The sequence below is a fragment of the Frigidibacter sp. MR17.14 genome (genome assembly GCF_037095735.1).
Classification (GTDB): Bacteria; Pseudomonadota; Alphaproteobacteria; order Rhodobacterales; family Rhodobacteraceae; genus Frigidibacter.
Genome location: NZ_JBAWKD010000001.1, coordinates 524,762 through 542,680, shown reverse-complemented (window position 1 = coordinate 542,680; position 17,919 = coordinate 524,762). Strand labels below are relative to the sequence as shown.

Here is a 17,919-nt window from a genome sequence, read left to right as displayed (position 1 = left end):
ATTCCGCTAAGTGTTGCCTTTGGCAACATAATCGGCGCGCGTCTGTCGGCGCAAGAGGCTCTGCGCGACCGAAGCTTCTGAAGAAGCCCTGAACGGCGTGGTCGCGGGGGGTGTACGGGGGGTGTACGCGGGCTGCACGCGAGGCACCCCCCCGGTTCTCGCGCTGCCGGCGGCCTCAGCCCTGCGGCGGCAGGGTCAGGCTGCCATCGGCGGCCAGCGGCCAGAACGGGTTCATCGCGACCTCCCAGACATGGCCGTCGAGATCGGCCCAATAGCCGGAATAGCCGCCCCAGAACACCTCCTCGGGCGCCTTCACGGCGCGGCCCCCCGCGGCGAGGGCGGTGGCATAGGCCGCGTCGACCTGCGCCTTGGTGGGGAAGTTCTGGGCCAGCGTGACAGCCCCGGTGCCCAGCTCGGCCACCGGGCGCTTCTGGTCCGCGGCCAGATCCTCGCGCCCGAACAGCGCCAGCACCGCGCCCTGCATCTGGAAGAAGACGACCCCCTCCTGCGCCTGGGCCGGCACCCAGCCAAGCCTCTCGTAGAAGGCGCGCGCCGCGTCCAGGTCGGCAACACCGAGCGTCAGCAGCGTGACCCGCTGCGGGCTGAGCGCACTCATGGGACATCCCTCTCGCTGGCCGCAGAAATCCCTGCGGTTTCGGTGACTTCCAGACCCTGCGCCCGTGCGCCGAGCCCCTCGAACAGCTCGGGCCCGGTGCCGGTCAGGAAGGCCTGCGCGCCAAGGGCCGCGATCTCGTCGTACAAAGCCCGCCGCCGGCCCGCGTCAAGATGGGCCGCGACCTCGTCCATCAGGATCACCGGCGTCAGGCCGGTTTCCGCCGCCAGAGCGCGCGCATTGGCCAGCACCAGCGACAGCAGCAGCGCCTTCTGCTCGCCGGTCGAACATTGCCCGGCGGGCAGACCCTTGGCGGCATAAACCGCTTCCAGATCAGCACGATGCGGCCCGACCACCGTCCGCCCCGCAGCAAGATCGCGCGCCCGGCCCCCCGCCCAGGCCGCCGTCAGCGCCCCGGCGCCCTGCGGATCGCCCTCCGGCCCGGTCAGCGTCAGCACCCCGGCGGGAAAGGCCGTCTCGGCCCCTGCCTGCGCCGCGACGATGCGGGCCACGGCCGCCGCCCGGTTCGCCTGGATGCGCGCGCCTTCCTCAGCCATCCGCGCTTCCAGCGCCTCGTACCAGCCCGCGTTGCGCGAGCCGTCCTTCAGCAGCCGGTTGCGCTGCCGCATCGCCTTCTCATAGGCCAGCGAAGCCTCGGCGTGGTCCGGCGCGAAGCTGAGCGTCAGCCGGTCCAGGAACCGCCGCCGCCCCTCGGCCGCCTCGATCCACAGCCGGTCCATCGCCGGCACCAGCCAGACCATCGGCACCACAGCCGCCAGCGCCGCCTGCGGCGCGGCCTTGCCATCGATCCGCACCATGCGCGAAGCAAGCCCCTCGGCCCCGGTCTCGATCTCGCGGAACACCCCCTCGCGGCGCAGCCCGGCCGAGACCTTCCAGCCCACCGCCTCGGGCCGCCGCGCCAGTTCCTCGGCCCCCGCACGCCGCAGGCCCCGCCCCGGCGACAGCAGCGACAGCGCCTCGAGGATATTGGTCTTCCCCGCGCCATTGGCGCCCCAGATCGCGACGGGCCGCCCGTCAAACGCAAAAACCGCCCGGCGATGCGAGCGGAACTGGGCGAGCGTCAGCTCATGGATCGCGAGGCCCGGCATCGCGCCCCTTTTCGCATTGGTTCAAATATCCCGGGGGGAGGCCGGGGGCCCGGGGGGCAGAGCCCCCCGCCTTAAACTAAATCGGGGCAGTGCCCCCCGCTCTTAACAGAAGCGGGGCAGCGCCCCCCGTCCGCGATGTGTCACACGCGCATCGGCATCACGACGTAGACCGCCGAGGTGTCGTTGCCCTCGCGCATCAGCGTCGGATCGCCCGAGGAGTTGAACAGGAACACCGCGTTCTCGCGGTCGACTTGGCTCGCGATCTCCAGCAAGTACTTGGCGTTGAAGCCGATCTCCAGCCGCTCGTCGCCATAGGCCACGGCCAGCTCTTCCTCGGCCGCGCCCGAATCCGGGGCGTTGACCGACAGGATCAGCCGGTCCTCGTCCAGCGCCAGCTTCACCGCGCGCGAGCGTTCCGACGACACCGTCGCGACCCGGTCCACCGCCTTGGCGAATTCGGTCGCATCCACTTCCAGCCGGCGCGAGTTGCCCATCGGGATCACGCGGCTGTAGTCGGGGAAGGTGCCGTCGATGACCTTCGAGGTCAGCGTGATCGCCGGGGTCGCGAAACGCACCTTGGTTTCCGAGACCGAGACCGCGATCTGCATCTCGTCATCGTCCAGAAGCTTGCGCAGCTCGCCCACGGTCTTGCGCGGCACGATCACGCCCGGCATCCCGTCGGCGCCCAGGGGCAGGGGGGCGTCGATCCGCGCCAGCCGGTGGCCGTCGGTCGCCACGCAGCGCAGCACCTGGCCATCCTCGCCCTGCGCGACATGCATGTAGACGCCGTTCAGGTAGTAGCGGGTCTCTTCGGTCGAGATCGCGAATTTCGCCTTGTCGAACAGGCGGCGCAGCACCGGCGCGGGGGCCGAGAAATTCGCCGAATACTCGGACGAGGCCATCACCGGGAAATCTTCCTTCGGCAGCGTCGCGAGGTTGAAGGTCGAGCGTCCCGCGGTCACCGTCAGCCGCCCCGAGGCGGGGTCGTCGGCCAGCGTCACCAGCGCGCCATCGGGCAGCTTGCGGACGATCTCGTGCAGCGTCACCGCCGAGACGGTGGTCGATCCGGCGCGCTCGACATGCGCGACGGCCTTGTCCACGACCTCGATGTCCAGGTCGGTCGCGCGGAAGCTGACGCCCTCGCCCTCGGCCTCGATCAGCACGTTCGCCAGGATCGGGATGGTGTTGCGACGCTCCACCACCGACTGTGCCTGACCCACGGCCTTCAGAAGCGTGCCGCGTTCGATCGAGAACTTCATTCCAACCCCCATCTCGCCGGGAGGGGAACGGTATCCGATTTCCCTGCCGGCTCAAGTCCTTTCGGCCCCAGCGGACCGTCGCCGCGACTGTTCCCGCTTCGCCCCGTCCCGTCAAGGCGGGCCGGGCCGATCTGCGGCATTCCGGCCACGCCCGGGGCGCGGCCTGTTGTCACGAGGACATAAGTCGGCGCAGCAGTTCCAGGTCCTCGGACAGCTGGTTGTCCTGGCCGCGCAGCTCTTCGATCTTGCGGATCCCGTGCATGATCGTGGTGTGGTCGCGCCCGCCGAAGCGCCGGCCAATGTCAGGCAGCGACCGGGTGGTCATGTGTTTCGACAGATACATCGCGATCTGCCGGGGCCGGGCGATGGTGCGCTGCCGCTTCGGCCCGATCAGATCGGCGAGGCGGACGTTGTAATGCTCGGCCACCTTGCGCTGGATCTCTTCGATCGTGACGCGGCGGTCGGAGGCGCGCAGGATGTCGGCGAGGCAGTCCTGCGCCAGTTCCAGCGTGATCGGCTTGTTCAGCAGCGAGGCGAAGGCGAAGAGCCGGGTCAGCGCGCCTTCCAGCACGCGGACGTTGGTGGTGATGCGGTGCGCGAGGAACTCGAGCACGCCCGGCGCCAGTTCGAGGCCCCGATACTGGCCGCCGTCGCGGGCCTGTTCGGCCTTGGTCTGCAGGATGCCCAGCCGCAGCTCGTAGTCGGTCGGGTGCAGGTCGACGACAAGGCCGCATTGCAGGCGCGACTTGATGCGCTCTTCCAGGTCCTTGATCTCGCCCGGCGCACGGTCTGCCGAGATGACGATCTGCTTGTTCTGATCCACGAGCGCGTTGAACGTGTGGAAGAACTCTTCCTGGGTCGAATCCTTGCCGGCGATGAACTGCACGTCATCGACCATCAGCACGTCGACCGAGCGGAACAGCGACTTGAAGTCCATCACCTGCTTGTCGCGCAACGCCTGCACGAAGCGGTACATGAACTGCTCGGCCGAAAGATAGAGCACCCGCAGATCGGGGCGGCGGGCCTGCAGCTCATGCGCGATGGCGTGCATGAGGTGGGTCTTGCCCAGACCGACGCCGCCGTAGAGGAACAGCGGGTTGAAGGTCACCGGGCCGCCCTCGGCCACCCGGCGGGCGGCGGCATGGGCCAGCGCGTTCGGCTTGCCGACGACGAAGCTGTCGAAGGTGAAGCGCGCGTCGAGCGGCGCGCCCGGCAGCTCTTCGGCCGGGGCCGCAACCGGGGCTGCGGCACGCGCGGGTTTGCGGGTCGGCTCGGCCGGCTTCGCGGTCTCGGTCGTGCGTTCGGTGGCGCGGGCGGGCGCGGCGGGGGAGGCGCCGGCGGTCATCCGCGGAACGGTGAATTCAAGGCGGTCGACCTCGGCGCCGGTGCGCTGAAGGACCTGACGGATCTGCTCGCCGAAGTTGCGAGACACCCATTCGCCCATGAAGGTCGTCGGCACTTCGATGCGGGCGATGCCGCCCTTGAGGCCTGCGAGTTTCAAGGGTTCGATCCAGGTCACGAAGTTGTTGTGACCCAGCGCCTTGAGCAACTCGTTACGAACCTGTCCCCAGCTGTCTTCAGCCATTATTATTCTGTCCATTCTGTCTGCACGCGGGACCCCCACGGCCCGCTGCGACCCTCATGGACAAGGGAAACCGAATACGTGCCGGCCTGCCGGTGGCAGGTCGGATCGCAGACAGCCCGTCCGGTCGCGCCCGAGAGGAGGGCGCGTCGAACGGTATGGGACAGACACCAAGGTGCAGGTCCGCAAAGTCGCCTCTCTCACCGGCACCGTGGCAGCGGCTGTCCCGTTCCCTGGCAGGGGCGCGGGGCGCAGTGAGGGGTGCAACTTCCCCCAGTCGATGTGAATCGCAGGGCCAAGCTAGACCGGCGCCGGAAGGGTCCGCAACCGAACTTCACGCTTGACGGAGGGTTTGTCCGAACGAATCCCTCGGGCCTGTGCACGCCGGACACGGGGATCCGTAAGTGGCTGAAAACAAACGAAAGGGGGCGCAGCTATGTGCTGCGCCCCCTTTAAATATTGGGATTCCCGGCCGGGCCGGGCAGCGGCCTATCAGGCGGCCGACAGGGCCTTCACGCGGGCCGAGAGACGCGACATTTTGCGCGCCACGGTGTTCTTGTGCAGAACGCCCTTGGTGATGCCGCGGGCCAGTTCCGGCTGGGCGGCGCGCAGGGCGGCGACGGCGTCTTCGGCGTTGCCCGAGGCGATCGCTTCCTCGACCTTGCGCAGGAAGGTGCGGATGCGCGAACGGCGGGCCTTGTTCACGTCGTAGCGGCGCTCGTTCTGGCGGGCGCGTTTCTTGGACTGGGCGGTATTGGCCATGGTGTGGCTCCCCTCTGGCGGGTCGAATGCATAACGAAAAGCGTGTTCGCCCCACCACCGGGTTCAGTACCGGCTGATTCCGGCCAAAGCGGGCCTCACACGCATGATCGGGCGGCCTATAAGCAGATTCCCGGGCCTTGAAAAGCAAAAACCGCGCCGGGGGCGCGGTTCGGGGGCCTGCGAGGGGCGGCGGGGTACCCGCGGAGGGGCGGCTCAGCGGTCGCGGAACTGCGGCGTGCGCTTTTCCAGGAAGGCCGACATGCCCTCTTTCTGGTCCTCGGTCGCGAACAGCGCGTGGAACAGCCGGCGTTCGAACAGCACGCCCTCGCGCAGCGTCGTCTCGTAGCTGCGGTTCACCGCCTCTTTCACCGCCATCACGGTCAGCGCGGATTTCTCGGCGATCTTCTTGGCTGCGGCCATCGCCTCGGGAATCAGCTTGGCGGCCGGGACCACCCGGCTGACGAGGCCTGAGCGCTCGGCCTCGGCCGCGTCCATGAACCGCCCCGTCAGGTGCATGTCCATCGACTTCGACTTGCCCACGAAACGGGTCAGGCGCTGGGTGCCGCCGATGCCGGCCACCACGCCAAGGTTGATCTCGGGCTGGCCGAACTTCGCGGTGTCCGAGCAGATGATGAAGTCGCACATCATCGCCAGCTCGCAGCCGCCGCCCAGCGCATAGCCCGACACCGCCGCGATGACCGGCTTGCGGGTGCGGCAGATGGCCTCGCTCTCGCCGGCGAAATAGTCCGAGCCGAACATGTCGACGAAGCTTTTCTCCGACATCTCCTTGATGTCGGCGCCGGCGGCGAAGGCCTTTTCAGAGCCGGTGAGGACGATGCAGCGCACCTTCTCGTTCTGGTCTGCGGCCTTCAGCGCCTCGGCGAGCTCGCCCAGAAGCTGGGAGTTGAGGGCGTTCAGTGCATCGGGACGGTTGAGACGGATGAGGGCGACGTAGTCTTCGACTTCGACGATCAGCGTCTGATAGGCCATCGGGGAACCCTTCCTTTGGTCGGGGAAGTCCTATCACGGCAGCGGGTTTTGGCAAGCCGCTCGCCCCTTTCGACCCCTGTGTCGCGAGGTCACGGGGGGCGGTCGGGGCCTCAGTCGCCGTGGCGGGTGAGGGGCAGCGGGCGCTGTTCCTCAATCGCCTCCATCGCGAAATACGAGGTGACGGTGTCCAGCTCGACCCGGCTGATCAGCCGGCGGTAGATCGCGTCGTAGCTGGCCATGTCCTGCGTCACCACCTTGATCAGGTAGTCGTAGTCGCCGCCGATCCGGTAGAAGTCGATCACGTCCGGGATCGACGAGACATGCGCGCGGAAGGTCTCGAGCCAGCGCGCCGAGTGGTGCCGGGTGCGGATCATCATGATCACCAGCAGGCCCGAGCCCAGCCGATCGCGGTTCAGCACCACCGTGCGGTTGCGGATCGCGCCGCCAGCCTCGAGCGCCTTCAGCCGCCGCCAGCAGGCGTTCTGCGAAAGGCCCACGCGATCGGCCAGATCGCGCTGCGAGGCGGTGGCGTCGCGCTGCAGCTCTTCAAGGATCTTGCGGTCGAGATGATCGAGTTTCAGGCTCATGTTGGGTCATGTGATAGAATATGTTGGTCTGTGCTGTGTCATTTTGGGACAAATCCGCACCCATGCAATGACATTCTTCGCCGAGAGACAGGGCGGCCCTTCCACCGCCAGGACCGGAGACCTGAAATGAGCGTCCTTGAAAGCTTCCGCGCCGATCTGGCCGCCCCCCGCCTTGCCGAACGGCTGGCCGCGGGGCTGGTCGGCCATGACGCGGTGATCGAGGGGCCGTTCGGGCCGAAGCCGATGGTCTATTGCGATTACGTCGCCTCGGGCCGGGCGCTGCGGCAGGTCGAGGAGTTCGTGCTGACGAAGGTGCTGCCCTTCTACGCCAACAGCCACACCCGCGCCTCGCATTGCGGCGCCTATACCACCGGCTTGCGCGAAGAGATCCGGGCCGAGATCGGCCGGATCGTCGGTGCGGGCCCCGAACAGTCGGTGATCTTCGCGGGCTCGGGCTCGACCGCCGGGCTGAACCGGATCGCGATGCTGCTCGACATCCCGGGCGTGCTGGCCGCGGGCGGGCGCGCTGTGGTGCTGGTCGGGCCCTACGAGCATCATTCGAACCTGCTGCCTTGGCGCGAAAGCGGCGCTGAGGTGATCGAGATCCCCGAATCCGAGGCCGGCGGGCCGGACATGGCGGCGCTCGATCGGGTGCTGGCCGAGGTCGCGGGGGCGGCGCTGGTGGTGGGGGCCTTCGGGGCGGCCTCGAACGTCACCGGGATCCTGACCGATGTCGAGGCGGTGACGCGCCGGCTGAAGGCTGCGGGCGCGCTGGCTGTCTGGGACTACGGCTGCGCAGGGCCCTACACGCCGATGACCATGGGCCACGGCACCGATGCGGCGAAGGATGCGATCGTCTTCTCGTCGCACAAGTTTCCCGGCGGCCCGGGCGGCTCTGGCGTCATGGTGCTGGACCCGGCGGTCGCCCGGCGCCGCACGCCGACCCTGCCCGGCGGCGGCACCGTGGCCTTCGTCTCGCCCTGGGGCCATGTCTATTCCGACGACCTCGCCGACCGTGAAGAGGGCGGCACTCCGAACGTGGTGGGCGACATCCGCGCGGGCCTGTCGCTGATGATCAAGGCGGCGCTGACCGATCAATGGCTGGCCGACCGGCAGGAGGCCCTGCGCCGCCGGGCCGAGGCGGTCTGGGCCGCCAACCCGCGGATCGAGCTGCTGGGGCGCGAGCGCAGCGCGGCGAAGCTGCCGATCTTCTCGTTCCGAGTCCGCGACGGCAAGGATGCCCTCGTGCACCACCAGCTGTTCACGCGGATGCTGTCGGACATCCACGGCATCCAGGCCCGCGGCGGCTGTGCCTGCGCGGGCAGCTATGCGCACCGGCTGCTGGGGCTGGACGAAGAGACCTCGGCCGCGATCGTCGCCGCGCTTGAGGCGGGAATCGAGACCGAGAAACCCGGCTGGGTCCGCCTGAACCTCTCGGCGCTGATGTCGGACGAGAAGGTCGATTTCGTCATCGAGGCCGTGGACTCTCTGGCGCGAGAGGCGTCTGATCGGGCCAGTGCCTACGCGGCCGACACCGCCCATGCCCGCTTCACGGCACGGGCCCTGACCGAGGTCTGATCCTGAGCCGATCCCCGCTGCTGAGCCCCGTCTTCCGCCGCCTTTACGCCGCGCAGGTGCTGTCGCTGCTGGGAACCGGGCTTTTGACCGCGGGCCTGTCGCTGACCGCCTGGCGGCTGGGCGGGGCCGCGGCGGCGGGGCTGATGCTGTCGGCGGTCTTCGCGCTGAAGATGGTGGCCTATGTCGGCCTCGCGCCGCTGGCCGAGGTGGCGCTGGCGCGGGTGTGGCGCGGGCCGGCGCTGATCGGGCTCGACCTTCTGCGGCTCGGGCTGCTGGCGCCGCTGGCGCTGGTCGACAGCTGGCCCGCCATCGCGGGTCTCAGCTTCCTGTTCTTCGCCGCAACCGCCGCCTTCGCGCCGCTCTTCCAGGCTCTGATCCCCGAGATCCTGCCCGAACGCGACGCCTATGCCCGCGGTCTTGCCCTGTCGCGGCTGGCCTCGACCGCCGAGACGCTGCTGACGCCGATGCTGGTCGCGCTGGCGATCGCGGTGATGCCCTCGCGCTACGTCTTCACGCTGGCGGCGCTGTGCTTCCTGGGCTCGGTCGCGGCGCTGCTTCTGGCGCGGGTGCCGGCGACGGTGCGTCCCGCAGTGCGGGCGCCGCTGTGGCAGCGGGTGACGAAGGGGATGGCGATCTACCTGCGCACGCCGCGGCTGCGCGGGCTGTTCATGGTCAACCTCGGGCTCAGCCTCGGCTATGCTTGGGTGCTGGTGAACACCGTGGTCTTCGCGGGTGCCCGGCTGGGCAATGCCAACCACAATTACGCGCTGCTGATGGGGGCCTTCGGGGTCGGGGCCGGGGCGATGGCGCTGGTCCTGCCGCGGCTGATGGCGCGGGTGTCCGAGCGGCGGCTGACCGTTGCCGGCGCGCTGTTCTTCGCCGCGCTGACGCCTGCGATCCTGCTGCCGCTGGCGCTGCCGGGACTGCTGGTGCTCTGGGCCGGGTTCGGCGCGGCAACCAGCCTCGTGCTGACGCCCGGCGGGCTCGTCCTGACCCGTTCGGCGGCCGAGTCCGACCGGCCGGCGGTCTTCGCGGCGCAGTTTTCGCTGAGCCATGCCGCCTGGCTGGCCGCCTATCCGCTGGCGGGCTGGCTGGCCGGGAGGCTCGGCCCCGAGCCCGCGCTGGTGGCGCTGGGCGCGCTTGGCGCGCTGGTGACGCTGGCGGGGCTGGCGATCTGGCCCGCCGAGGACCCCGAGATCCGCGCCCACAGCCACGACGACCTGCCCCCCGATCATCCGCATCTGGCGGAGACCCCGGGGGCGCGGCGCCATGCCCATGTCTTCCACATCGACGCGCTGCACCCGCACTGGACGATGTGACCGCGCGCGGCGCGCATCCTGCCCATGATTTCAGCACCCCGCCGCTCGCCTGCCGCGCGCTTTGGCGGTATACTCATCATACCGGCCTTTCGCCTGCGCAGCGTGTATTTCCGCGCTGCAGCATGATAGGCTGGCCGCAAGGAGGACGTGCCGCATAGCTTGAGGATATTTGAGATGATCGCCCTTGTTTTCATGGCCTGCCTGCCGAACGGCGGCAGCGACTGCCGCGAACAGCAGCTTCTGTTCTCGGCGGAAAACCTGACCCCCTACATGTGCCTGATGCAGGCGCAGCCCGAACTGGCGAAATGGACCGAGGGCCATCCCGGCTGGACCATCGCGAAATGGGGCTGCCGTCGCGTGAAGTCGGGCGAAGTCACGCTCTGACCCGTCCGGAGGCCCGGCCTCCGCCCTTTGGCTGAATTGCGACCGATCACGGGCCGGTGACACACTCCGGGCGTGCCGCTTGTGATGCGGCTGTCACGGGAGGAGTGACCGGTCATGACCTACGAACACGTCAAGATCCACCCCGCGGTGGACAATGGCATCAAGCCTGCGGCCCCCGGCTTCGCGGGGGGCACGCTCAGCTGTCTCTGCGCCACCGACCCGGTCGAGGTCTCGGTCGGCGGGCAGACCGCGCACAACCACGTCTGCGGCTGCACCAAGTGCTGGAAGCCCGACGGGGCGACCTTCAGCCAGGTGGCAGTCGTGGGCCGCGACGCGGTGACGGTGACGAAGAACGGCCACAAGCTGAAGATCGTGAACGAGGCCGCGCCGATCCAGCGCCATGCCTGCACCGGCTGCGGGGCCCACATGTACGGACGGATCGAGAATCGCGAGCATCCGTTCTACGGGCTCGACTTCGTGCATACGGAACTGTCGTCGCAATCGGGCTGGTCCGAGCCGCAATTCGCGGCCTTCGTCTCGTCGATCATCGAATCCGGGGTGGACCCCTCGCGCATGGATGACATCCGCGCGCGGCTGCGCGAACTGGGGCTCGAGCCCTACGATGCGCTCTCGCCGCCGCTGATGGACGCCATTGCGACGCATGTGGCCAAGAAATCCGGCGCACTTGCAGCCTGATTGCGGGCAGTCTACCCCTTGCCGCGCTGCCGCATGCCGGCGGCGCGCTTCCGTGACCTGACAGAGGAAAGTTCCATGCGCACCCGTGCCGCCGTCGCCGTCGCCCCCGGCAAACCGTTGGAAATCATGGAGGTGAACCTCGAAGGGCCGAAAGCCGGCGAGGTTCTGGTCGAGATCAAGGCCACCGGCATCTGCCACACCGACGAATTCACCCTTTCCGGCGCCGACCCGGAAGGCATCTTCCCGGCGATCCTCGGCCATGAGGGCGCGGGCGTGGTGATCGAAGTGGGCGAGGGCGTCACCTCGCTGAAGCCCGGCGACCATGTGATCCCGCTCTACACGCCCGAATGCCGCGAATGCCCCTCGTGCCTGTCGCGCAAGACCAACCTCTGCACAGCGATCCGCGCGACGCAAGGGCAGGGCCTGATGCCCGACGGCACCACGCGCTTCTCGATGCTCGATGGCACGCCGATCTACCACTACATGGGCTGCTCGACCTTCGCGAACCACACGGTGATGCCCGAGATCGCGCTGGCCAAGGTCGACCCGGCCGCGCCCTTCGACAAGATCTGCTACATCGGCTGCGGCGTCACCACCGGCATCGGCGCGGTGCTGAACACGGCCAAGGTCGAGATCGGCGCCAAGGCCGTGGTCTTCGGTCTGGGCGGCATCGGTCTGAACGTCATCCAGGGCCTGAAGATGGCCGGGGCCGACATGATCATCGGCGTCGACCTGAACAACGACAAGAAAGAATGGGGCGAGAAGTTCGGGATGACCCACTTCGTCAACCCGAAGGAGATCGAGGGCTCGGTCGTCCAGCACATCGTCGAGATGACCAAGACCCCCTTCGACAAGATCGGCGGTGCGGACTACTCGTTCGACTGCACCGGCAACGTGAAGGTGATGCGCGACGCGCTAGAATGCACCCACCGCGGCTGGGGCGTCTCGGTCGTGATCGGCGTGGCACCGGCAGGGGCCGAGATCCAGACCCGCCCGTTCCAGCTGGTCACCGGCCGGGTCTGGAAGGGCACGGCCTTTGGGGGCGCCCGCGGCCGGACCGACGTGCCGCAGATCGTCGACTGGTACATGGACGGCAAGATCGAGATCGACTCGATGATCACCCACACGCTGAAGCTCGAAGACATCAACAAGGGCTTCGAGCTGATGCATGAGGGCAAGTCGATCCGCTCGGTCGTCATCTACTGACCCACGGCCCCCGGGCCGCGCGCGGGGCCGGTCTTCCGGCCCCGTTTCCATGTTCGAAAACCGATCGGGAGATCACCGATGGCGATGAAGACCGTCTCCGAGAACGCGAGCTTCGGCGGGGTGCAGGGCGTCTATTCCCACGCCGCCACCTCGACCGCCTGCGACATGACCTTCGCGGTCTACCTGCCGCCCGAGGCGAAGACCCAGAAGGTGCCGGTGCTGTGGTATCTCTCGGGCCTGACCTGCACCCATGAGAATGCGATGACCAAGGCCGGGGCGCAGGCCTGGGCCGCGGCCTACGGCATCGCGGTGATCTTCCCCGACACCAGCCCCCGCGGCGAGGGTGTGGCGAATGACGAGGCCTATGATCTCGGGCAGGGCGCCGGCTTCTACGTCAACGCCACGCAAGCCCCTTGGGCCCCGCATTTCCGCATGTGGGACTACGTGAAGACCGAGCTGCCGAAGCTCGTCTTCGACGAATTGCCGCTCGACCCCGCGCGGCAGGGCATCACCGGCCATTCGATGGGCGGGCACGGCGCGCTGACGCTGGCGATGACCGACCCAGACACCTACCGCTCGGTCTCGGCCTTCGCGCCGATCGCGCATCCCACCGCCTCGGACTGGGGCCGCAAGCAGCTGGGCGCCTATCTCGGCCCTGACGAATCCACCTGGACCGCGCACGACTCGACCTTGCTGATGCGCGAGAAGGGCTATCCGGGCGAGATCCTGATCGACCAGGGCAGCAAGGACAACTTCCTCGACCTGCTGAAGCCCGAGGCCTTGGCCGAGGCCGCGGCGAAGCGTCGCCAGCCGATCCAGTTCCGGATGCAGCCCGGCTACGACCACAGCTATTTCTTCGTCTCGACCTTCATGGAAGACCACGTCGCCTGGCATGCCGAGCGCCTCGGCGCCTGAGGTTTCCGCCTTCGCATTGGTCCAAATATCCCGGGATCCGGGGCAGAGCCCCGGCCCGTTTCCCCCCGTGCGCCCGCCGGTCCCCGCGACCTGCGGGCGTGCCGGCATTCCATTTTTCTGAACCCTCCGACGCCCCTCATACCTTAGGGTGACGCGCCCGTGCGGCCCGTTGACGCAGCCGTGATCGCGCCGCCAGATGGTCCTCATTGAGCGGGACCCCGGCTTTGGGAGGAGCTTGGATCCGGACATCCGGATCCGCGCGGTCACGCTCTCCGCACCAGGGAGGAACCCCATGAAGAAGGTCACATTCGGCGTCGTCGCGGCCCTGTGCCTGTCGACCGCCACCGCCTATGCGAACGATGCGCTGATGGAGGTGATGAAGGATCCCAAGCAGTTCGGCACCCAGCTCGGCAACTATGCCGGCACCCGCTATTCCGAGCTCGACCAGATCACCAAGGACAACGTCAAGGACCTGAGCGTCGCCTGGACCTTCTCGACCGGGGTGCTGCGCGGCCACGAGGGCGCGCCGCTGGTGATCGGCGACATCATGTATGTCCACACGCCGTTCCCCAACAACGTCTACGCGCTCGACCTGAACAACGAGGGCAAGATCCTGTGGCGCTACCAGCCGCAGCAGAATGCCGACGTGATCGGGGTGATGTGCTGCGACACGGTGAACCGCGGTCTCGCCTATGGCGATGACATGATCTTCCTCGGCCAGGCCGACAACACGCTGGTGGCGCTCGACGCCAAGACCGGCGCGGTGAAATGGACGGTGCAGAACGGCGATCCGGCCAAGGGCGAGACCAACACATCGGCCCCCTTCGTGGTGAAGGACAAGGTGCTGATCGGGATCTCGGGCGGCGAATACGGCGTGCGCGGGTACATGACCGCCTACAACATCAAGGACGGCAGCCAGGCCTGGCGCGCCTATTCGACCGGCCCGGACGCAGAGATGCTGGTCGATCCGGAAAAGACCATGGTGCTGGGCAAGCCGATCGGCGCCGACAGCTCGCTGAAGAGCTGGGAGGGCGACCAGTGGCAGATCGGCGGCGGCACCACCTGGGGCTGGACGACCTATGACCCCGATCTGAACCTGATCTACTACGGCACCGGCAACCCCTCGACCTGGAACCCGGCGCAGCGCCCGGGCGACAACAAGTGGTCAATGACGATCATGGCCCGCGACGCCGACACCGGCATGGCGAAGTGGTTCTACCAGAAGACCCCGCATGACGAATGGGACTTCGACGGCGTCAACGAGCACGTGCTGATCGACAAGGCGGTCGACGGCAAGGACCGCAAGCTGATCGTCACCTTCGACCGCAACGGCTTCGGCTACACGCTCGACCGCGAGACGGGCGAGCTGCTGGTCGCCAAGAAATACGACCCCGCCGTCAACTGGGCGACCGAAGTCAACATGGACAAGAACTCGGACCAGTACGGCCGGCCGCAGGTGGTCGCGCAATACTCTACCGAGCAACAGGGCGAGGACGTCAACACCACCGGCATCTGCCCGGCGGCGCTGGGTTCGAAGGACCAGCAGCCCTCGGCCTACAGCCCGAAGACCGGGCTGAACTACGTGCCCACCAACCACGTCTGCATGGACTACGAGCCGTTCCGCGTCAGCTATTCGGCCGGGCAGCCCTATGTCGGCGCGACGCTGTCGATGTTCCCGGCACCGAACAGCCACGGCGGCATGGGCAACTTCATCGCCTGGGACGCCGCGACCGGCGAGATCAAGTGGTCGCTGCCCGAGCAGTTCTCGGTCTGGTCGGGGGCGCTGGCCACCGCCGGTGACGTGGTCTTCTACGGCACGCTGGAAGGCTATCTGAAGGCCGTGGACGCCACGACCGGCGAGGAGCTTTACAAGTTCAAGACCCCCTCGGGGATCATCGGCAACGTGATGACCTACGAGAACGCCGGCAAGCAGTATGTGGCGGTGCTGTCGGGCGTCGGCGGCTGGGCCGGGATCGGTCTGGCGGCGGGTCTGACCAATGCCAATGACGGCCTCGGCGCGGTCGGCGGCTACGCGGCGCTGTCGGACTACACCGCGCTTGGCGGACAGCTGACGGTCTTCGCCCTGCCGAACTGATCGATGCCGAACTGACCGTCGACAGACCAGATCACCGCGCCGTCCCGGACCCCGGGGCGGCGTTCTCGTATCTCGAAGCCCTTGGCGCACCAACTAAAGGCTGACGCGACAGGCCCCGACCCGCGGCCTAGCTTGAGCACGAAAGCTCTTTGGGAGGAGAGACCATGAAGGCCAAGACCTGGCTCGCCGCGGCGCTGATCGCCTGCGCATCCGCCGGCACCGCCGCCGCCGCCGACAAGACGGCCGAGGATCTGAAGGCGGTGTCGAACGACGGTGTGCGCAACTTCGACGCCAAGGAGGAACCGACCTACAAGATCGAGGCCGACGGCACCGTCGACTGGAACACCTTCTCGGGCTTCCGCCGCTATCACGCCGAATGCCATGTCTGCCACGGGCCGGACGGCGAAGGCTCGACCTATGCGCCGGCGCTGAAGAAAAGCGTGCTGCGGCTGGACTATTACGAGTTCCAGGGCATCGTCGCCGGCGGCAAGCAGGAGGTCGGCAATGCCCAGAACCAGGTGATGCCCGCCTTCGGCACCAACCCCAACGTGATGTGCTATCTGGACGACATCTACACCTACCTGCTGGCGCGCGGCACCGATGCCATCCCGCGCGGGCGCCCGGCCAAGAAGGCCGACAAGCCCGAGGCCTATACGAAGGCCGAGAACGAATGCATGGGGGGCTGAGATGCGGCCCCTGCTTCCTGTCCTTGCGCTGATCGCGCTGGCCGGCAGCGCGGGGGCGCAGGTCGCGGACCTTGTCGACCGCTCGGCTCTGCGGGTCTGTGCAGACCCCGCCAACAGCCCGATGTCCGACAAGGACGGCAGCGGCTTCGAGAACCGGATCGCCGAGCTGCTGGGCCAGGCGCTGGGCCGCCCGGTGCGCTACACCTGGTTCCCGCAGGTCAACGGCTTCGTGCGCAAGACGCTGGCGGCGGGGGAATGCGACCTCGTCATGGGCTATGCGCAGGGCGACGAGCTGGTGCTGAACACCAACCACTACTACGTCTCGACCCATGTGCTGGTCACGCGCCCCGGCGATCCGCTGGCCGCGGTCGAGCGGCTGGAAGACCCCGCGCTGCAGGGCCACCGGCTGGGGGTGGTCGTGGGCTCGCCCCCCGCCACCTATCTGGCGCGCGGCGGGCTGATGAAGCTGGCGAAACCCTATGACCTGATGGTCGACCGGCGGGTCGAGAACCCGGCAGGGCAGATGCTCGACGACCTGCAGGCCGGGGTGATCGACGGCGCGCTCCTGTGGGGGCCGATCGGCGGGCCGCTGGCCAAGGCGCGCGGGCTGTCGGTGATGCCGCTGGTTCACGAAACGGCGAGCCCGAAGCTGTGGTACCGGATCACCATGGGCGTGCGCCAGGGCGAGACCGACTGGAAGCACGAGATCAATTCCCAGATCCGGCGCAATCAGGAGGCGATCGACCGAATTCTGGTAGAGGCGGGCGTGCCGATCCTGAACGACTACGGGACCGAGCCGAAACAGGTTGCCAACTGATTGATGTGAAAGGGCTGGGGCCTCATCCGGAAGTATGATGGCGCCCCGCCGCTGCCCCGTGTCTTCTGGGGGCGGGAGGCCGGGACGCGCCGACACGCGCCCGGCGGGAGGAGAAGATGGTTGCGAGACATGGCCTTGCCGGCGCGCTGGTCGCCGGCCTGTGGCTGGCTGTCGCCGCGGGCGCAGCCGGGGCCGAGGGCGTCACGATCCGCGCCGCGGTGCTGCGCATCGACAGCCCGGCCGCGGTGCTGCCGGCCTCGCGGCTGGACCTGCCGCCCGCGGATCTGGGCTTTGCCGGCGGACAGCTCGGCACGGCCGACAATGCCACGACGGGGCAGTTCCTGAAGCAGGCCTACGAGACGATCGACGTCGCCGCCACGCCCGAAACCGCCGGGGCCGAGCTGGAGCGGCTGATCGGCGCGGGCGTGCAGTTCGTGGTGACGCTGGGCGACGCCGAAGAGACCGGGAAGCTGGCCCACCTTGCGGGGCCGCGGGCGCTTCTGTTCAACGCCTCGAGTGGTGACGACGCCCTGCGCAATGCGGCCTGCCGGTCGAACCTGCTGCACACCGCACCCAGCGACGCGATGCGGGCCGATGCGCTGGCGCAGTTCCTTGTCTGGAAGCGCTGGGACCGCTGGCTGCTGGTCTCGGGCAGCCACAAGGAGGACCTCGACCTGGCCGAGGCCTATCGCCATGCGGCGAAGAAGTTTGGGGCGAAGATCGTGGCTGAGAAGGTCTTCGCCGACACCGGCGGCGCGCGGTCGACCGACAGCGGGCACGCGCAGGTGCAGGCGCAGATGCCGGTCTTCCTGCAGGATGCCAAGGATCACGACGTCATCATCACCGCCGACCGCAGCGGCGTCTTCGCCGACTGGCTGATCTGGAACAGCTGGCAGCCGCGGCCGGTCGCCGGCTCGGCCGGGCTGATGCCGGTCAGCTGGTTTCCGGGGCACGAGGGCTGGGGCGCGACCCAGTGGCAGACCCGCTTCGAGGCGCAGGCCCATCGGTTCGCGCGCGAAGAGGATTACCAGGTCTGGCTTGCGCTGCGCAGCATCGGCGAGGCGGCGAGCCGCACCGGCTCGGCCGATTTCGCGGTGCTGTCCGACTATATCCGCGGCCCGAAGTTCCAGCTGGCGGGCTTCAAGGGCCAGGCGATGAGCTTTCGCGACTGGGACGGCCAGCTGCGCCAGCCGATCCTGCTGACCTCGGGGCGGGTGCTGACCTCGGTCTCGCCGCAGGAGGGGTTCCTGCACCAGAGCTCGGTGATGGACACGCTGGGCACCGACCGCCCCGAGACCGGCTGCAATCTGAGAGGATGACC

General features: G+C 68.3%; 17 protein-coding genes. 10 read left to right on the top strand and 7 right to left on the bottom strand.

Translation table 11 applies throughout. The features are described from left to right. Positions 1-175 precede the first annotated feature (175 nt). The 7 genes from V8J36_RS02630 to V8J36_RS02600 form a co-directional block, all read right to left on the bottom strand. Positions 176-616 (bottom strand): VOC family protein, encoded by a 441-nt coding sequence (locus V8J36_RS02630; RefSeq protein ID WP_336465689.1) that lies wholly within the window; start codon positions 614-616, stop codon positions 176-178. Beyond that, on the bottom strand, positions 613-1,722 hold the full coding sequence (recF, locus tag V8J36_RS02625; RefSeq protein ID WP_336465688.1) for a DNA replication/repair protein RecF: 1,110 nt from the start codon (positions 1,720-1,722) through the stop codon (positions 613-615). The genes V8J36_RS02630 and recF overlap by 4 nt, the downstream gene beginning before the upstream one ends. A gap of 140 nt (positions 1,723-1,862) precedes the next feature. After that, positions 1,863-2,981 carry a DNA polymerase III subunit beta gene (gene dnaN / locus V8J36_RS02620; RefSeq protein ID WP_336465687.1) on the bottom strand — a complete coding sequence of 373 codons (1,119 nt, stop codon included), beginning with the start codon at positions 2,979-2,981 and terminating at the stop codon, positions 1,863-1,865. Positions 2,982-3,150: 169 nt separating this feature from the next. Then, complete coding sequence (gene dnaA, locus V8J36_RS02615) at positions 3,151-4,566, bottom strand: chromosomal replication initiator protein DnaA (protein ID WP_336465686.1); 1,416 nt, start codon at positions 4,564-4,566, stop codon at positions 3,151-3,153. A 489-nt stretch (positions 4,567-5,055) separates the two neighbouring features. Then, positions 5,056-5,325: a 30S ribosomal protein S20 gene (rpsT, locus tag V8J36_RS02610; protein ID WP_336465685.1), complete on the bottom strand. Its 270-nt coding sequence runs from the start codon at positions 5,323-5,325 to the stop codon at positions 5,056-5,058. 213 nt (positions 5,326-5,538) lie between these two features. Next, positions 5,539-6,315, bottom strand: a complete 777-nt coding sequence (locus V8J36_RS02605) for an enoyl-CoA hydratase (protein ID WP_336465684.1) — start codon at positions 6,313-6,315, stop codon at positions 5,539-5,541. 110 nt (positions 6,316-6,425) lie between these two features. After that, positions 6,426-6,902: an Lrp/AsnC family transcriptional regulator gene (locus V8J36_RS02600; protein ID WP_336465683.1), complete on the bottom strand. Its 477-nt coding sequence runs from the start codon at positions 6,900-6,902 to the stop codon at positions 6,426-6,428. Between the two features lie 126 nt (positions 6,903-7,028). Between V8J36_RS02600 and V8J36_RS02595 the strand changes: the two genes are divergently transcribed. From V8J36_RS02595 to V8J36_RS02550, 10 genes are all read left to right on the top strand, one after another. Continuing rightward, the gene (locus V8J36_RS02595) at positions 7,029-8,480 is read left to right on the top strand and encodes an aminotransferase class V-fold PLP-dependent enzyme (protein WP_336465682.1); all 1,452 of its coding nucleotides are present in this window, start codon (positions 7,029-7,031) and stop codon (positions 8,478-8,480) included. After that, positions 8,477-9,799 (top strand): MFS transporter, encoded by a 1,323-nt coding sequence (locus tag V8J36_RS02590; RefSeq protein ID WP_336466176.1) that lies wholly within the window; start codon positions 8,477-8,479, stop codon positions 9,797-9,799. Before V8J36_RS02595 ends, V8J36_RS02590 begins: the two co-directional genes overlap by 4 nt. Positions 9,800-9,973: 174 nt before the next feature. Beyond that, on the top strand, positions 9,974-10,183 hold the full coding sequence (locus tag V8J36_RS02585) for a hypothetical protein (protein WP_336465681.1): 210 nt from the start codon (positions 9,974-9,976) through the stop codon (positions 10,181-10,183). Positions 10,184-10,297: 114 nt separating this feature from the next. Beyond that, positions 10,298-10,879 carry an S-(hydroxymethyl)glutathione synthase gene (gene gfa / locus V8J36_RS02580; RefSeq protein WP_336465680.1) on the top strand — a complete coding sequence of 194 codons (582 nt, stop codon included), beginning with the start codon at positions 10,298-10,300 and terminating at the stop codon, positions 10,877-10,879. Positions 10,880-10,954: 75 nt separating this feature from the next. Next, positions 10,955-12,085: an S-(hydroxymethyl)glutathione dehydrogenase/class III alcohol dehydrogenase gene (locus V8J36_RS02575; protein WP_336465679.1), complete on the top strand. Its 1,131-nt coding sequence runs from the start codon at positions 10,955-10,957 to the stop codon at positions 12,083-12,085. A 78-nt stretch (positions 12,086-12,163) separates the two neighbouring features. Next, a complete protein-coding gene (fghA, locus tag V8J36_RS02570) occupies positions 12,164-13,000 on the top strand; it encodes an S-formylglutathione hydrolase (protein WP_336465678.1) in 837 nt (278 codons plus the stop codon). Between the two features lie 292 nt (positions 13,001-13,292). Beyond that, positions 13,293-15,095, top strand: coding sequence for a methanol/ethanol family PQQ-dependent dehydrogenase (locus V8J36_RS02565; protein WP_336465677.1), 1,803 nt, complete (start codon positions 13,293-13,295; stop codon positions 15,093-15,095). Between the two features lie 164 nt (positions 15,096-15,259). Then, positions 15,260-15,781 carry a c-type cytochrome, methanol metabolism-related gene (locus V8J36_RS02560; protein WP_336465676.1) on the top strand — a complete coding sequence of 174 codons (522 nt, stop codon included), beginning with the start codon at positions 15,260-15,262 and terminating at the stop codon, positions 15,779-15,781. 1 nt (position 15,782) lies between these two features. Continuing rightward, entirely contained in the window at positions 15,783-16,598 is an 816-nt protein-coding gene (locus tag V8J36_RS02555; RefSeq protein ID WP_336465675.1) for a quinoprotein dehydrogenase-associated putative ABC transporter substrate-binding protein, read from the top strand. Positions 16,599-16,714: 116 nt separating this feature from the next. Further along, on the top strand, positions 16,715-17,917 hold the full coding sequence (locus V8J36_RS02550) for an ABC transporter substrate-binding protein (RefSeq protein ID WP_336465674.1): 1,203 nt from the start codon (positions 16,715-16,717) through the stop codon (positions 17,915-17,917). Positions 17,918-17,919: the final 2 nt, after the last annotated feature.

Coding starts and splice junctions, on each gene's coding strand:
- V8J36_RS02630 (WP_336465689.1), bottom strand. CDS start 616: ATGAGTGCGCTCAGCCCGCAGCGGGTCACGCTGCTGACGCTCGGTGTT.
- recF (WP_336465688.1), bottom strand. CDS start 1,722: ATGCCGGGCCTCGCGATCCATGAGCTGACGCTCGCCCAGTTCCGCTCG.
- dnaN (WP_336465687.1), bottom strand. CDS start 2,981: ATGAAGTTCTCGATCGAACGCGGCACGCTTCTGAAGGCCGTGGGTCAG.
- dnaA (WP_336465686.1), bottom strand. CDS start 4,566: ATGGCTGAAGACAGCTGGGGACAGGTTCGTAACGAGTTGCTCAAGGCG.
- rpsT (WP_336465685.1), bottom strand. CDS start 5,325: ATGGCCAATACCGCCCAGTCCAAGAAACGCGCCCGCCAGAACGAGCGC.
- V8J36_RS02605 (WP_336465684.1), bottom strand. CDS start 6,315: ATGGCCTATCAGACGCTGATCGTCGAAGTCGAAGACTACGTCGCCCTC.
- V8J36_RS02600 (WP_336465683.1), bottom strand. CDS start 6,902: ATGAGCCTGAAACTCGATCATCTCGACCGCAAGATCCTTGAAGAGCTG.
- V8J36_RS02595 (WP_336465682.1), top strand. CDS start 7,029: ATGAGCGTCCTTGAAAGCTTCCGCGCCGATCTGGCCGCCCCCCGCCTT.
- V8J36_RS02585 (WP_336465681.1), top strand. CDS start 9,974: ATGATCGCCCTTGTTTTCATGGCCTGCCTGCCGAACGGCGGCAGCGAC.
- gfa (WP_336465680.1), top strand. CDS start 10,298: ATGACCTACGAACACGTCAAGATCCACCCCGCGGTGGACAATGGCATC.
- V8J36_RS02575 (WP_336465679.1), top strand. CDS start 10,955: ATGCGCACCCGTGCCGCCGTCGCCGTCGCCCCCGGCAAACCGTTGGAA.
- fghA (WP_336465678.1), top strand. CDS start 12,164: ATGGCGATGAAGACCGTCTCCGAGAACGCGAGCTTCGGCGGGGTGCAG.
- V8J36_RS02565 (WP_336465677.1), top strand. CDS start 13,293: ATGAAGAAGGTCACATTCGGCGTCGTCGCGGCCCTGTGCCTGTCGACC.
- V8J36_RS02560 (WP_336465676.1), top strand. CDS start 15,260: ATGAAGGCCAAGACCTGGCTCGCCGCGGCGCTGATCGCCTGCGCATCC.
- V8J36_RS02555 (WP_336465675.1), top strand. CDS start 15,783: ATGCGGCCCCTGCTTCCTGTCCTTGCGCTGATCGCGCTGGCCGGCAGC.
- V8J36_RS02550 (WP_336465674.1), top strand. CDS start 16,715: ATGGTTGCGAGACATGGCCTTGCCGGCGCGCTGGTCGCCGGCCTGTGG.